The sequence below is a fragment of the Amycolatopsis jejuensis genome (assembly GCF_000717335.1).
Classification (GTDB): Bacteria; Actinomycetota; Actinomycetes; order Mycobacteriales; family Pseudonocardiaceae; genus Amycolatopsis; species Amycolatopsis jejuensis.
The window spans coordinates 47,915-63,122 of the sequence record NZ_JNYZ01000031.1 but is presented as its reverse complement, the minus strand read 5'-3'; the positions used below and the strand labels follow the sequence as shown (position 1 = coordinate 63,122).

The window sequence follows — 15,208 nt, the reverse complement described above, 5'->3', positions numbered from 1 at the left end:
ATCTGTTGCGCCTGCGAAATTCTGTGCCGGAGAATGTCGTTGCGGCTGCCCGGAATGCGGCGGGAAGCACTCCGGCCGAGCGTGCCGGGTGGCTGTCTGCCGTCGCCGATGCACTCGACGCTGCTGCCGACGAGCTGGTCCCGCTGGCGCACGAGGAAACCCACCTGCCGGTTGCGCCGCGGCTGACCGGGGAACTCGCGCGGACCACGTTCCAGCTCCGGCTGTTCGGCGAGGTACTGCGGGACGGCGGGTTCCTCGGCGCGACGGTCGACCACGCGGACCCGGGATGGCCGATGGGTGCGCGTCCGGACCTGCGCCGGGTGCTTGTCCCGCTCGGTCCGGTGCTCGTGTTCGCGGCGAGCAACTTCCCGTTCGCGTTCAGCGTCGCGGGCGGTGACACGGCTTCTGCGCTGGCCGCGGGCTGTCCGGTGGTGCTCAAGGCGCATCCGGGGCACGAGGGACTTTCGACGCGGACGGGTGAAATCGTCACGGCGGCACTCGCCGCGGCAGGTGCACCGGACGGGCTGTTCTCGGTGATCCACGGCGTCGAGGAGGGTGTCGCGGCGCTCAAGGATCCGCGGATTTCGGCGGCTGCGTTCACCGGTTCCGTGCCGGGCGGACGTGCGTTGTTCGACATTGCGGTGTCGCGGCCGGTGCCGATTCCGTTCTACGGCGAGCTGGGCAGTGTGAACCCGGTGGTCGTCACGCCGGGTGCGGTCGCCGCTCGGGGCGAGGCGGTGGCGGCGGGGTACGCGGGGTCGCTCAGCCTTGGCGCCGGACAGTTCTGCACGAAGCCTGGCCTGCTGTTCCTACCGGAAGGTCATGGTCTGGACGATGTTCTGCACACGGCTGTCGGCGCGATCGCGCGGCAGCGGCTGCTGAACGACCGCATCGCGTCCGGGTTCACGCAGAAGCTGGCGGAACTGCGGTCGGTGCCAGGTGTCGAGGTGCTGGTGGACGGCGATCAGCAGGACTTCGCGTTCGCGCCGAGCCTGTTCACGACCACTGCGGAGGAGTTCCTGGCGGGCGGTTCGGCGGTGCGCGAGGAGCACTTCGGCCCGGCGTCGCTCATCGTCACGTACCCCGGCCAGGCTGCGCTGATCGAGGTCCTCGACAGCCTGGAAGCTGGTCTCACCGCGACGGTGCACGGGGAAACTGGTGAAGCTGCGTACGTGCGTTCGCTGCTGCCTTCGCTGACACGCCTGGCGGGGCGGCTGCTGTGGAACGACTGGCCGACCGGTGTCACGGTGAGCTGGGCACAGCAGCACGGCGGCCCGTACCCGGCGACCACCGCGCCGACCACGACGTCGGTCGGGACGGCGGCCATCGAGCGCTTCCTGCGCCCGATCGCGTGGCAGGGCTTCCCGGACGCGTTGCTGCCGGAACCGTTGCAGGAAGCCAATCCCTGGCACTTGCCCCGTCGCGTCGATGGGCTCTCGCAAGCCGACCCCGGGAGGCACCGTCGATGCCCGTGAACCGCAGGACCGTGCTGCGTGGCGGCGCTCTCGCCGTCGCCACAGCGGCGCTGTCCCAGCCTGCCTTCGCGGCGGCCGATCCGTTGCGGCGGATCGTGACCGGCTATCGCGAGCTGCAGACCGGCATCAACCGTCCGTCGCCGGAGCGCTCGGCCGCGCTGATGAACCTTGGCCGGGTGGCGAAGTCGTACTACGACAGCATGTCCAGTTCTGGTCCATTGTGGACTGATCTGCCGCTGGGACCGGGCAGCGCTTACACCACGTCGATGTACGCGCGGCTGCGGGCGATTGCCGTCGACTGGGGGACTCCGGGTGGTGTTCTGGCAGGTGACCCGGAGGTGCTCAGCCGGGTCAAGAGCGCGCTGGAGCTGCTGTACGTCAACCAGTACCACCCGCAGGTCGAGGAGATCGGGAACTGGTACACGTACGAGATCGGCGTGCCGTACTACCTGCTCCACACGCTGGTCACGGTCGCCGATCACCTGACCGCGGACGAGCTGGCGCGGTACGTCAGCCCGATCAAGCGCTTCGTCGGGAACCCGAACCGGCGGGCGAACAACCCCACGGTGGTCGAAACCGGCGCGAACCGGGCGGACAAGGCGCTGATCGCGATCGTGTCCGGCGCGCTGACCGGCGACCCCGCATGGATCCGCACCGGCCTCGACGCGATCACCGACGTCGCGGGCGGCGGCGCGGCGAACGTCCTCGCTACGCAGTCCAAGGGGGACGGGTTCTACGCGGACGGTTCCTTCCTCCAGCACGACACGATCCCGTACCCCGGGCACTACGGCATCGTCCTGCTCACTGCGCTCGCCGGCACGATCCATGTCACCGACGGCACTGCGTACGCGCTGCCTGACGCTCTCAAGCAACAGGTGTACGCGTTGGTCGGCGACACGTTTGCGCCATTCGTGTACGCAGGCGCGCTGATGGAGCCGGTGCGCGGGCGGATGCTGTCGCGCCAGGGCGAGACTGCGCACGACATCGGACACCAGTTGACTGTCGCGACGCTCGTGCTCGCGAGGTCGGCGACAGGTGCGGCTCAGAACGAACTGTCCGCCTTCGCAGCGAAGTGGATCAAGGAAGGTACGTACGCGCCGTTTCTCGAGATCCCCGACCCCGAGCGGTTCGCGCCGGGGCCGGACCTCGTCGCGACCCCGGGGATCGAGTTCGCGCAGGAGATGCTCGCTTCTCCCGCGCCGGTCGTCGCCATGCATCGGATCTTCGCCCGGCAGGACCGGATGGTGCACGTGACCGAAGGCTGGTCGGCGTCGCTCGGTGTCGGGTCCACGCGGATCTCGCGGTACGAATCGATCAATGGGATGAACTTGCACGGCTGGCACGTCGGCGACGGGGTGCTGTACTTGTTTCTTCCCAACGCAAAAGGCCACTATTCGGATGCTTACTGGCCGACGGTCGACCCGCTGCTCTTGCCTGGCACCACGACGAAGGCCGGTCCGCCGGGTCCGCTGGCCGCAACACCCTTGACGACGAAGGCACACGTCGGCGGCGTGCGCTGGGACGCGCGGCACGGCGCGTACGCGATGGACTTCGTTTCCGAAGACGGCCGATTGTCGGCGAAGAAGTCCTGGTTCTTCACTCCGGCAGGTATCGTCTGTCTCGGCGCCGGGATCACTGATGATTCCGGACAGGCCGTGCGGACAACCATCGAAAACCGCGCTGGGGCTGGGGCTCTGCTTGCCGACGGCCGGGTTGTCGGTATCGCTTCGGCGCTTCGCCCGCGCTGGCTACACCTCGACGGCGTCGCCGGGTACGTCCTCCTAGACGGCGCCGACGTCACCGCACTGCGCGAAGACCGCACGGGTTCCTGGCGCGACATCGACACCGGCGCCAACACGAAGGGGACCACCACGCCGTACACGCGGCGGTACCAGAAGCTGGTCCTTGAGCATGGCGTACGGCCTGTAGATGCGAAGTACGCGTACGCAATTCTGCCTGCGGCGTCGGTTGTCGAGACTGTGTCTTCGGCGCTTGCTTGGCGCGTTCGGGCCAATACCACAACTGCGCAGGCATTGCGACTGTGGGACAACACACTGCTGGCAAACTTCTACCGGGAAGGTACCGTAGACGAAGTAACCGTCTCAGGGCCTGCTTCGGTGGCGCTCGGCCGGAACGGTGCGGGCTGGCAGCTCGCAGTTTCCGACCCGACGCAGCTGCAGGACAGCGTTCACGTGACAGCGCGACGGCACACGGTGGAGGTCCCGCTCCGGAACTCCTTCGGTGCCACCAAGATCGTCTCCCTGCAGTGACCCCGGTTTTCCCCGCCGGGCCGGTGGTTCCCGACCCGGCCCGGCGGGGCCCCACCCGGTTTCGCCCCAGCCTGGCGGGGCCTACTTGGTTTCGCCCTAGCCTGGCGGGGCCTACTTGGTTTCGCCCCGGCCTGGCGGGCCTACTCGGTTTCGCCCCGGCTGATGTGCGTCCCGGCTGGCTCCATCCCGTTTCTGTCCCGCAGGCGCACGCGCTGGGTGGTAGCTCGGCTGGCCCCGTCTGAAGCTGTCCCGGCTGGCCCTGCCTGTGTCTGTTCGGCCGTCGTGCGTACCGGGCGGTAACCCTGGCGGGCTCCACCCGAATGTGCCCGGTCGACGTGCATTCCGGCTGGCTCAGCCCGCGTCTGTTCGGCCGTCGTGCGTACCGGGCGGTAACCCTGGCGGGCTCCACCCGAAGGTGCCCGGTCGACGCGCATCCCGGCTGCCTCAGCCCGCGTCTGTTCGGCCGACGCACGTGCCATCCGGTAACCCGGTGGGCCCATCCGACGGCGTCCGCCCGAAGCGCCTACCGCGCGGTAACCTCGGCGGGCCCACCCGATGGCGTCCGGTCGATGCTCGTACCGCGCGGTAGCATCGGGCCGTCCGGGGAAGGTGATCGCTGGTGCACGTCGATGTTCTGGTGGTCGGAGCTGGCCTCTCCGGCATCGGCGCAGCGTGCCGGTTGCAGCAGCACGCGCGCAGCCGCACGTACGCGATCCTCGAAGCCCGCGACACCGTCGGCGGAACGTGGGACCTCTTCCGGTACCCCGGCGTCCGATCCGACTCCGACATGTACACGCTCAGCTATCCGTTCCGGCCATGGCGGAAAGCGCAGGCAATCGTCGACGGTCCGGAAATTCTCGATTACATCCGCACCACGGCCGAGCACTACGGCGTGTCCAGCCACATCCGCTTCGAGCACCGCGTGGTGCGCGCGGCGTGGTCGTCGGCCGACGCCCGCTGGACAGTGGAAGCCGAGCACCACGGCGAGACAGTCGTCATCACGTGCTCGTTCCTGTACCTCTGCAGTGGTTATTACAGCTACGAAAGCGGACACATCGTCGACTTCCCGGGCCGGGACGAGTTCCGCGGCGAGATCGTGCACCCGCAGTTCTGGCCCGAAGATCTCGACTGCACCGGCAAACGCGTAGTGGTGATCGGCAGCGGCGCCACTGCGGTCACCCTCGTACCGGCCCTCGCCGCGCAGGCCGCGTCGGTGACGATGCTCCAACGCTCGCCGAGCTACATCGTCTCGCGCTCCCACGCGGACTCCCTCGCCGCGCGATTGCCGACGGCAGTGCCGGACAAACTGGCGTACCGCTTGGTGCGAGCCAAGAACGTCCTGCTGGGCAGCCTGCTGTACCAATTCATGCGCCGCCTGCCCGCCCGCACCACGGCATTGATCCGGGCCGCGACGGAGAAACAGCTGCCTCCGTCGATCCCGGTGGACCCGCATTTCGTCCCCCGCTACCGCCCGTGGGACCAACGGCTGTGCGTGGCCCCCGGAGCCGACCTGTTCGCCGCATTCCGCAACGGCAAAGCGGACATCGTCACGGACCAGGTCGTCCGTTTCACCGAATCCGGCGTTGCACTGCATTCCGGCCAAGCCCTGTCCGCCGACGTGATCGTCACCGCAACCGGCCTGCGCATGACCGCCTTCGGAAGCATCGCCTTGAGCGTGGACGACCGGCCGATCGTGCCATCGGAACAGCTGGTGTACAAGGGAATGATGTTCGCGGGGGTGCCGAACCTGGCGTGGTGCGTGGGGTACGTGAACGCGTCGTGGACGCTGCGCGCGGACCTCGCGTCGCGGTACGTGTGCCGCCTACTGACCCACCTGACCCGCCACGGCTACGACACCTGCGTCCCCTCGCCCCCAGCCATCCCCGAGCCCCGGCGGCGCCCGATTTTGGACCTGAAATCCGGATACGTCCTCCGCGCCGCCGCAAACCTGCCCCGGCAAGGCGACCGGCGCCCGTGGCAGATCCGGCAGAACTACCTGCTGGACACCATGGACATGCGCCTGCACCGCTTGGACGACGGCGTGATGAAGTTCCATCGAACGACGCGCCCGGACCCTGAGCCGGAACGGTGACTCCCGCCGGGGTTTGCTGGTTTGCGCCAGCGGCTGCTGATTTGCGGCAGCGGCTGCTGACTTGTGGCTGCGGCTGCTGAGTTGTGGCTGCGGCTGCTGAGTTGTGGCAGGCAGGTTGTGGCTGCGGCCGCCGGGTTGCGGCCGCGACTGTTCCATTGCGCCAGCGGCTGCTGCGTCGCGGGGTGGGCCGCTGGCTCCGCCGGGCTTCCTGCGTCGCAGAATGGGCGGCTCGACCAGATCGGTCGCCAGCCCATCTCATTGCAACCGGTTCACTCGACGGAGCTGCCCCGGCCGAGCCTACTTCCGTCCGATCGGGCGACTACGGCCCAGCCTGCCCCGCCGGACCTGGCCTGCCCCGCCGGACCCAGCCTGCCTGCAGCGCGCAGCCTGGCAGTGCCCGGCCGGGGTCAGCCCTGCCGGGCCTTGCCTCGCGGCTGGTTGTGGTTGATCACGAAGACCTTGCCGTGCCTGCGGATCACCTGCGCACCCGGCTGCCGGGCCAGCGACCGGACTGACGCGCGTACCTTCATGGCTTCCCGTCCTTCCGCGATCGGGGGTGTGGATCCCAGCCACACCGACACCCGACACAACATCCGGGACGGCGCGGTTAGTCCCGGCACTCCGCGGTCAGCCCGGCGACCCGCAGCGATGCTCGCCGGCGCCGCCCGCATCGTCGCGGGACTGGCAACCGACACCACGCGGTGACAGCACCGCCACGGGTACCCAACCGGCACTCGGCAGCCGGGGCAGGTCTCGGCTGCCGTCATCCTTCGGCGGCACCACCTGCGTAACCCGGCAGCGACGCGAGAGTCACCTGGCGGCGACGCCAACGCGCGGGTCACCCAGGGGCGGTGGCAGCGCCTGCGTCATCTGGCGGCGACGCGCGAGTCACCCGGCGGCGACGCACAAGTCACCCGGCGGCGTGGGAGAACCAGTCACTCGCCTGATGACCACCTCCCCAGGTCTTCCCTTCGCAGTGCCGACGCCATCAGGTCCGGGAACATGTCCGGCGTGCAGGCGAACGCCGGAATCCCCAGCTCGCTGAGCGCGGCCGCATTCTCGTGGTCGTAGAACGGCGACCCGGAGTCCGACAGCGCGAGCAGCGTGACCACTTGCACCCCCGACGCGACGAGGTCTGCGGCGCGGCGCAGGAGGTCGTCGCGGGCGCCGCCCTCGTACAGGTCGCTGATCAGCACCAGCAGGGTCTTCTCCGGGCGTTCCACCAAGCCCTGGCAGTACGCCAGCGCCCGGTTGATGTCGGTGCCGCCGCCGAGCTGGGTGCCGAACAGGAGGTCTACCGGGTCGTCGAGGTGGTCGGTGAGGTCGGCGACGGCCGTGTCGAAGGCGACGAATTTCGTGCTCAGCGCCCGCATCGACGCCAGCGCTGCGCCGAATACCCCCGAGTACACCACCGATTCCGCCATCGAACCGGACTGGTCGACTGCGAGGATGACGTCCCGTTTCACGCTTTGTTCCCGGCGTCCGTAGCCGAACAACCGTTCCGGGACCACCGTCCCGAGCTCGGGCGAGTAGTGCCGCAGGTTTCGCCGGATCGTGCGGTCCCAATCGACGTCCGCGCCCCGTGGCCGCTGGGTACGCGCGGCGCGGTCGAGCGCCCCGCGGACGGCGGCTCGGGTGCGTTCGGCCAGCCGCTCTTCCAGCTCCGTGACCACCTTGCGCACGACGGTGCGTGCGGTTTCCTTGGTCTCCTCGGGCAGAACACCGTTGAGCGACAACAAAGTCCCCACCAGATGGACGTCCGGCTCGACTGCACTCAGCAGCTCCGGCTCCAGCAGCATCCGCGTGATTCCCAGCCGGTCGACGGCGTCGCGTTGCATGACCTGCACCACCGAACCCGGGAAATACCGCCGGATGTCGCCCAGCCAGCGTGCGACCCGCGGCGCCGAAGCCCCGAGCCCGCCGCTGCGCCGGTCTCCGCGGGGGGTTTCGGTGCGTTCGTCGTAGAGCGCGGCCAGCACGCCGTCGACGCCTCTGTCCTCTTCGGACAGTGCGTGGCCGGTGCCGTCGGAGTCGCCGCCCAGCACCAGGCGCCAGCGGCGCAGACCTTCGGGATCGGTGGTCATCGGGCGGCTCCCAGCAGGGTGGCGAACACCGGCAACGCATTCGCCGCGCGAGTTTCATCCACATCCTCGACAGTCGGCGAAACCGAAAGCTTTCCGCCCGACAACACTGCGGCACGTTCGCCGATTGCCCGTTTCTCCGGCCCGGCAAACGCGCCGAAAGTGCGCCGCAGCAACGGAAGTACCTCGGTGAATACGTCCGGTGGAATCGAGGCCAACCACGTGTCGACGACGCGCAGCATCCGTTCGTCATGGACCAGCAGCAAGGCCCCACCGGCGAAGAACCCTTCGACGTACCCCGCCCCATCGGCTGGCGCGATACCCGGGGTGAGCATCCGGCCGAGCCGCACCTCGACCTCGTCGCCGTCGAGGAGGTCGGCGTCGTGCAACAGCCGCACGACGCGACCCGCCAGCAGCGGCGGCAGTGAATCTCGGGAGGCGAGGCGCGCCAGTGCAGTGAACCAGCGCTCCCGTGCCGCATCGCCGAGGAGGTCGGTGGCCTCGTGTACGTCGTCGACCAGTTCACAGAACTGCGCGGCGGCCTCCTCGTCGACCCCATGCACCGCCGGCGGCAGCCCGGCGCACACGCGCGTGAGCACGCGATCGGCGACCTCCCGCAGCCGCGCGGTGTCGGTCCCGCGCACGTCGCCGTACCGGGTCGCCCGCGCCAATGGGGGCAGCGCGGTCATGAGGTGCGCGACGTCGGCGTCGGCGGCTGCCCGGGTGTCGAGCGCGGCGAGTACCTCCGGCAGCGCGTCACCGAGATCGGCGAGCAGGCAGCTCTCGACCGCCGAGGTGATGTCCGCCAGTGGCGGCGACCCGGCGACCGCCTCCCGCACCACCGCGGCCGCCGCTCCCGGCACCGTCGTCCCGTGCACGGCCGCCGCCACGAGATCGACTTCGAAGCCCGGTTCCCAGCACAGCGTCCAGGTTTCGCGGAACGTGCCCTTGCCGCGTACCGACGACACTTCCGGTTCACCCCACGGAATCCCCAGCACCTGCAGCCGGTGCAGCAGCCGGGACCGGTCGAGCCCGCCCGGGGTGCGCAGGTCCAGGTCCAGCTCCCGGGCCTGCGGTTCACGCTTGAGCCGCAACCGCCGTGCGGTGGCGACGAGGTCGGCGGCCAGCGGCGCCTGCGGCACGCTTTCCGGTACCTCGCCGAGGAGTTCGCCGACCACGAGCCGCCGCGTGACCAGGTCGGCCTGCACGTCGTCGCCACCGCACAGCACCGCTCGGGTGGCCGCGTCGACCTCCGCGAGCCCTGCCGACGACCGCCCTCGCAGCGCGGCCAGGGTGTCGGCCAGCCGCACCGCTTCGATCACGTGCGCGGTGGAGACTGGCAGATCCTCCTCGCGCAGCACGCCCGCGACCGACGTAAGCCACCGGGTGGTGACGTCGCCGGTGGTGGTGAACAGATGGTGGTACCAGCCGGGGGAGCGCACGCCCGCGCCGTAGCCGGTGGCCGTGGCGAGCCTGCCGTGCGTCCACGGCACCCACGTGCAGACGACCTTCCGCTTCGGCAGTCCCTTGAGGACGGCCTGGTCCCGGGCAGCCGGTGGCAGCGGATCGGCCAGCGCGGGCACGTGCCAGGCACCGCACACCACGGCGATCCGCTCGTAGCCCTCCTTACGGGTCTTGCGCAGCACATTCCGCATGTATGCCTCGCGCCGCTGCTCATGCGGATCGTCGCGAGGCTCGTCCTCGCGCAGCGCCGTCATCGCGTCCGCGATCACCTCGAACGGCGATTCCGCGCCCCGCCGGGATTCGACGAAGTCGTCCCACCAGCGTTCGGGATCGTCGTACCCACCGGCTGCGGCCAGCTCGGCGAGCGGATCGGTGCGCGGCGCCGTCCGCTCTTCGCCAAGCGCGAACTGGTGCGCCGCAGGCAGATCGCAGAACCGCACCGGCACACCCGCACCGGTTGCGTACTGCAGCGCCTGCCACTCCGGGCTGAACGCCGCGAACGGCCAGAACGCCGCGTGCGACACGTCGTCGGCCGCATAGGCAAGCAACGCCACTGGTGGGCGCATGTCTTCGTCGGCGGTGAGCTCGACGAGCCGGTCTGCCTCCGGCGGTCCCTCGATCAGCACCACGTCCGGTTCCAGCTCGGCGAGGCGGGCCGCCACCGCCCGCGCCGAACCGGGACCGTGGTGCCGGATCCCGAGGAGGTGCGTGGTCATCCGCCGATCTCCTGGCCTGCGCGGTAGAAGTCGGCCCAGCCTTCGCGCTCGCGTACCACGGTCTCCAGGTACTCACTCCAGATCGCGCTGTCGGCGACCGGATCCTTCACGACGGCACCGTGAATCCCAGCCGCGACATCCTGCGCACGCAGTACGCCGTCGCCGAAGTGCGCGGCCAGCGCGAGGCCGCCGGTGAGCACGCTGATCGCCTCGGCCGTGGACAGCGTGCCGGACGGCGTTTTCACCGCCGTGCGCCCATCCTCGGTGCGCCCGGACCGCAACTCCCGGAAAACCGTGACGACCCGCCGGATTTCCGCAAGATCCGCCGCCTCGGCGGGCAGCGACAGCGCGGCACCCAGCTGCCCGACCCGCCGTCGCACGATCTCGACCTCGGCCTCCGCGGTGTCCGGAAGCGGCAGCACGACCGTGTTGAACCGCCGCCGCAGCGCACTCGACAGCTCATTGACCCCTTTGTCCCGGTTGTTCGCCGTGGCCACCAGCGTGAACCCGGGCCGGGCCTGCACCTCGGTGCCCAGTTCGGGGATCGGCAACGTCTTCTCGGACAGAATGGTGATCAGCGAATCCTGGACGTCCGCCGGGATCCGCGTGAGCTCTTCCAACCGCGCGACCTTGCCGTCGCGCATCGCGCGCAGCACCGGGCTCTCCACCAGCGCCCGGTCGCTCGGCCCCTCGGCGATGAGCCGCGCGTAGTTCCAGCCGTACCGGACCTGTTCCTCGGCGGTGCCCGCAGTGCCTTGCACGAGCAGCGTGGAATCGCCGCTGATCGCGGCCGAGAGGTGTTCCGACACCCAGGTTTTCGCCGTCCCCGGCACGCCGAGCAGCAGCAGCGCGCGGTCGGTGGCCAGCGTGGCGACCGCGACCTCGATCAACCGCCGCGGGCCGACGTACTTCGGGCTGATCTCGGTGCCGTCGTCGAGCCGCCCGCCGAGCAGATAGGTGACCACCGCCCAGGGCGACAACCGCCACGACGGCGGTTTCGCCCGGTCGTCGGCCGCGGCGAGGGCGGCCAGTTCACCGGCGTATTCCTGTTCGGCGTGCGGCCGGAGGACTGTGGACGTCATCGGAGCTCCTCGTGCATTTCGCGGCGGAAGGACAGGGTTTCGGCTACGGCGCGCCGCCACGGGGCGGCCTCGCCGGGGAGCGGGATCTCGGCCAGCGGGTGGCCGAGGCAGGGCACCGGCACGGCTTTGGCGATCAACGCGGCCGCATGCGCGACCAGACGGTGGTCGCGCTGGCCCGCGACCCAGTCGAGCAGCACCGTGCCGAGCGGCGCCGGCCAGGGCTCGGGCAGGTCGAGGATGAGCCGGGTGAGCGCCTCGACCGGCAGCCCGCGCGTGAGCTTCGCAACCGTCGCGGCCTGCTGCTCCGGCGACAGCAGCCCGACCAGCGCCGCCGTGGCGCGCCCGCCGGGCTCGGCCTCCACGAGCGCCTGCGCCCACTGCTCGTCGCCCTGCCGGAGCGCGGCGGTGGCCCAGCTTTCCCGCACCACGTTCAGCGGCGGCCCTTCGACGAGCATCCCGGCCAGCTCGCCCGGGGTGCCGAACTCGTCCCAGAACCGCAGGGGAGTGGCGGCGACGATCGCGCGCAGCCGCGCAGTGCCTTGCCCGGGACCCGCCGGTACCCGGATCCCGTCGCGGACCAGGCTTTCGTCCGCCCCGGGCGGCGTGAACTCCAGGACATCGGCCCGCAACGCGCGGCTGCGCACGGTGACACAAGCACGCAACCGCTCGATCATCCGCTCACCGAACGCTGAACCAGGGACCCGGCCGATCAACCGCAGCGCGATGTCGCGTACCCCGGCCGCCCGGTCGCCGAGCGCGGCTTCGAGGAACGGCTCGTCCTCGTCGGTGAAGTGCTCCCCGAGCAGCGACAGGAACGCCGCACGCAGGTCCGCCGGTTCGCTGCTCCACGTGCCGGCAAGCGCCTTTCGAGCCCGAACGGGGTCGGCCACGAGCACCCGCTGGAGCCACGCCTGCCGCCGGACCGCAGTGCCGAACTCCCACGCGTCGTCGTGCGTGTCGTCCGCTGCCGCGACCAGAAACGCCCAGTCGGGGTTGCGTTCGCCGAGCCAAGCCCCGATCGGCCCGGCGACGGCGGCGAACGGCGCCCGCAACGACACCCGGGTGCGGGCCACGTCGGCCAGCACGGGCAGTCGCTCCGCCGGAACGCGGAAACCCTTGTCCGCAACCGTACGCAGCCATTCCTCGAGCAGTTCGGGCCGGTTGGCCGTGACCAGGTACCCCAGCCGCGACCGCGCCCCGGCAGGCACGAACGGCCGCGCATCCCCGTCCGCGGCAGGCTCCGGCTGCACCCCGGTGAGCGGCTTCCGCCCGGCCCGCCGGTACCCGGTGAGCGCCGCTGCCGCGACCAGCGCCTGTTCGGCCGGCTCGGTGCGTTCCGCGGCCAGTTCCCGTACTCCGGCAGGCAACCCGGCGGCGTCGACCGTCCTCCGCCGCGTGCCCAGCAGCACGGTGCCCACGAGATCGTCCCAGGCAGTCACAGCCGCACCACCCCTCCGCGGTGCCAGCAAGTGAGCGGCCGCAACCCGCTGGCCGTCCACTCCGCCGACACCGTGACCGGGTGTTCCGCCGCAAGCGCCAGCAGCGGCCACGGATCGGCCGACGGCAGCAGCGGCAGCGCCGAACCGTCTACATCGGACAGTGCCCAGCCTTCGGCATACCGGGCCGGGACCAGCCCGGACACCAGCACCGGCCACCGCTCCAGCCACGGATCAGCGGCAAGCGCCTCGGCATGGGCCGCCAATGCGCCGGCCAGCGTCCCGCCGGACGGCGGCTCCTCCGGAACGCCGGGTTCCTCGCGATGGGTGAACACCGCCCGCAGCGGCACCGCACCCGGGTGATACGCCAGCTCACCCGCGACCACCAGCCCCGGCGGCAGCGAACTGTCCAGCGGCCGTCCGGGCGGCGCGAACGACAGCACCAGCGCATCCCGGCCACTGCGCCGCCCACGCAGCCACGTGCGCCTGCTCCGCAGCGCGTCCTGCTCCTCGTCGACGGCACCGATGACCAGCCATTGGTCCAGTACCCGCTCGCCGGACTCCAGCACCTGCGCGCTGCCGACCGGGAACCCGAGCCGGGTGCGGACCGTGCCGGCGAGCCCGGGCGGCAGCGATTCCAGCCTGCTCGCCGCCTCCGCGAGCACGTACACCAGCGAGAGCTCGGCCAGCAGCCGGTCGGGCCAATCGCGACCTCGCCCCACCAGCCCGGCCGCCCGCCGCAGGCCGCCCGCCAGCCCGGGTGCCTGCGCGTCGACCATCCGCGCTGCAACGGCGTGCAGTTCGTCAGTGCCGCCGCGTTCGAACGTCGCGAACCCGGCCGACACACGGTCGGTGAGCCAGCCCCGCAGTTCGGCTGCCCCCGCGGTGACCCGGGCGAGCCGCTCCCTCGCCCTTTTCGCCGCCGCCTCGGGATCTTTCGGCGCCTCAGCCGGCTTCTTTTCCGCCCGCGCCGTCCGTTCGTCGAGCCACGGGTGCACCCATCCGGGCTCCTCCGCCTGGGGGACCTGCCCGCCCGACCAGAGCAGCAGCAAGCCCAGCGCGTGCTTGCACGGGAACTTGCGGCTCGGGCACGTGCACCGGAAAGCCGGCCCGGCTGTGTCCACCACCGTCTGGTACGGCCGTTTGCCACTGCCCTGGCACGCGCCCCAGACCGCGCGCGCCGACGCACCGGTGCCGGACCATCTGGCCGGCGCGGCCTGCGTGCGCCCGGCCTTCGCCGACGCTGCGTCGGGCGCCAGCCCGGCCACTCGCTCCGGGCTCCAGCGCGCTGCTGCTTCGTCCCCCACTTTTCCTTGCCACTCCTCCGGTTCCATCCCCATCGGGGCTGACCGGAGAAGCATCCCACCCACCACCGACAATTTCGGCGCCCACGCGGCTGATCAGGCCGTTTCGACCGCCGCGCGCCACCGGACGGCGGGTCGCAGGAGGTTGCTGTCGACCCGGTGCTTGTTCGCGCCGACGATATCGAACATCGACTCGATCAACGTGTCCGACAGCAGGTGCGGCTGCAGCCCGAGCCCGACGAGCCCGGTGTGCTTGACGTGGTAATAGTGCTCCGGCTGCTCGACCCGCGGGTTGTCCAGGTTCTCGATCTGCACCGGACCGGGGAAGCACTCGGCGACGACGTCGGCGATCTCGCGCACCGGCATGCTTTCGGTCATCTGGTTGAACACGCGGAACTCGCCGCGCGCGGCCGGATTTTCCACGGCCAGCCGGATGCATTCCACCGTGTCGCGGATGTCGATCAACCCGCGGGTCTGCCCGCCCTTGCCGTACACCGTGAGCGGCTGCCCCAGCACTGCCTGGATCACGAACCGGTTCAGCACCGTGCCGAACACCGCGTCGTAGTCGAACCGCGTGGCCAGCCGCGGGTCGAGCGCGGTCTGCGGGGTCTGCTGCCCGTAGACGACGCCCTGGTTGAGGTCGGTCGCGCGGAGATCCCAGATCCGGCAGGCGAACTCGATGTTGTGCGAGTCGTGCACCTTCGACAGGTGGTAGAACGAGCCCGGCTTCTTGGGGTACAGCATGCGATCGCGGCGGCCGTTGTGCTCGATTTCGAGCCAGCCTTCCTCGATGTCGATGTTCGGGGTGCCGTACTCGCCCATCGTGCCGAGCTTGACGAGGTGGATGTCCGGGTCGGTTTCGGCGATCGCGTACAGCAGGTTGAGGTTTCCGACGACGTTGTTGTGCTGCGTGTACACCGCGTGCCCGCGGTCGATCATGGAGTACGGCGCGGACCGCTGCTCGGCGAAGTGCACGATCGCGGACGGCCGGAAACCGCGCACCGCGGCCGTGAGGAACTCCGCGTCCAGCAAATCGCCTTCGTAGCTGGTGATCCGGCGGCCCGAAACCTCGTGCCACGCCTCGATGCGGGTGGGCAGATCCTCGATCGGGACCAGGCTTTCGGCGCCGAGCTCCACGTCGTACCGCCGCCGCGCGAAATTGTCCAGAACCGCCACTTCGTGACCTTTGTCCGACAGGTGCAGCGCGGTGGGCCAGCCGAGGTAGCCGTCACCGCCGAGAACCAGCACTCGCATCCGGAGCACCCTTCCTTTCCTTGCGCGGCAAGCC

10 protein-coding genes are annotated in these 15,208 nt (G+C 70.4%); 3 read left to right on the top strand and 7 right to left on the bottom strand.

All coding sequences use genetic code 11. The features are described from left to right. The first annotated feature begins 5 nt into the window (after nucleotides 1-5). From OO71_RS35260 to OO71_RS35250, 3 genes are all read left to right on the top strand, one after another. Nucleotides 6-1,475, top strand: a complete 1,470-nt coding sequence (locus tag OO71_RS35260) for an aldehyde dehydrogenase (NADP(+)) (RefSeq protein ID WP_425388731.1) — start codon at nucleotides 6-8, stop codon at nucleotides 1,473-1,475. After that, nucleotides 1,466-3,745 (top strand): polysaccharide lyase 8 family protein, encoded by a 2,280-nt coding sequence (locus OO71_RS35255; protein WP_033294340.1) that lies wholly within the window; start codon nucleotides 1,466-1,468, stop codon nucleotides 3,743-3,745. The genes OO71_RS35260 and OO71_RS35255 overlap by 10 nt, the downstream gene beginning before the upstream one ends. Nucleotides 3,746-4,364: 619 nt before the next feature. Then, on the top strand, nucleotides 4,365-5,837 hold the full coding sequence (locus OO71_RS35250) for a flavin-containing monooxygenase (protein WP_281178504.1): 1,473 nt from the start codon (nucleotides 4,365-4,367) through the stop codon (nucleotides 5,835-5,837). A 407-nt stretch (nucleotides 5,838-6,244) separates the two neighbouring features. Here OO71_RS35250 and rpmJ read toward each other — a convergent pair whose 3' ends face one another. The 7 genes from rpmJ to OO71_RS35215 all read right to left on the bottom strand — a co-directional run bounded on the left by rpmJ (nucleotide 6,245) and on the right by OO71_RS35215 (nucleotide 15,174). Beyond that, nucleotides 6,245-6,367: a 50S ribosomal protein L36 gene (gene rpmJ, locus OO71_RS35245; RefSeq protein ID WP_033294381.1), complete on the bottom strand. Its 123-nt coding sequence runs from the start codon at nucleotides 6,365-6,367 to the stop codon at nucleotides 6,245-6,247. Nucleotides 6,368-6,772: 405 nt separating this feature from the next. Next, entirely contained in the window at nucleotides 6,773-7,921 is a 1,149-nt protein-coding gene (locus OO71_RS35240) for a VWA domain-containing protein (protein WP_033294338.1), read from the bottom strand. Beyond that, complete coding sequence (locus OO71_RS35235) at nucleotides 7,918-10,098, bottom strand: DUF5682 family protein (RefSeq protein ID WP_033294337.1); 2,181 nt, start codon at nucleotides 10,096-10,098, stop codon at nucleotides 7,918-7,920. Before OO71_RS35235 ends, OO71_RS35240 begins: the two co-directional genes overlap by 4 nt. After that, the gene (locus OO71_RS35230) at nucleotides 10,095-11,180 is read right to left on the bottom strand and encodes an ATP-binding protein (protein ID WP_033294336.1); all 1,086 of its coding nucleotides are present in this window, start codon (nucleotides 11,178-11,180) and stop codon (nucleotides 10,095-10,097) included. The genes OO71_RS35235 and OO71_RS35230 overlap by 4 nt, the downstream gene beginning before the upstream one ends. Continuing rightward, nucleotides 11,177-12,619, bottom strand: a complete 1,443-nt coding sequence (locus OO71_RS35225; protein WP_033294335.1) for a DUF5691 domain-containing protein — start codon at nucleotides 12,617-12,619, stop codon at nucleotides 11,177-11,179. Before OO71_RS35225 ends, OO71_RS35230 begins: the two co-directional genes overlap by 4 nt. Continuing rightward, nucleotides 12,616-13,977, bottom strand: a complete 1,362-nt coding sequence (locus OO71_RS35220; protein WP_245633885.1) for an SWIM zinc finger family protein — start codon at nucleotides 13,975-13,977, stop codon at nucleotides 12,616-12,618. Before OO71_RS35220 ends, OO71_RS35225 begins: the two co-directional genes overlap by 4 nt. 39 nt (nucleotides 13,978-14,016) lie before the next feature. Next, nucleotides 14,017-15,174: an NAD-dependent epimerase/dehydratase family protein gene (locus OO71_RS35215; protein WP_033294334.1), complete on the bottom strand. Its 1,158-nt coding sequence runs from the start codon at nucleotides 15,172-15,174 to the stop codon at nucleotides 14,017-14,019. Between the last annotated feature and the right edge of the window lie 34 nt (nucleotides 15,175-15,208).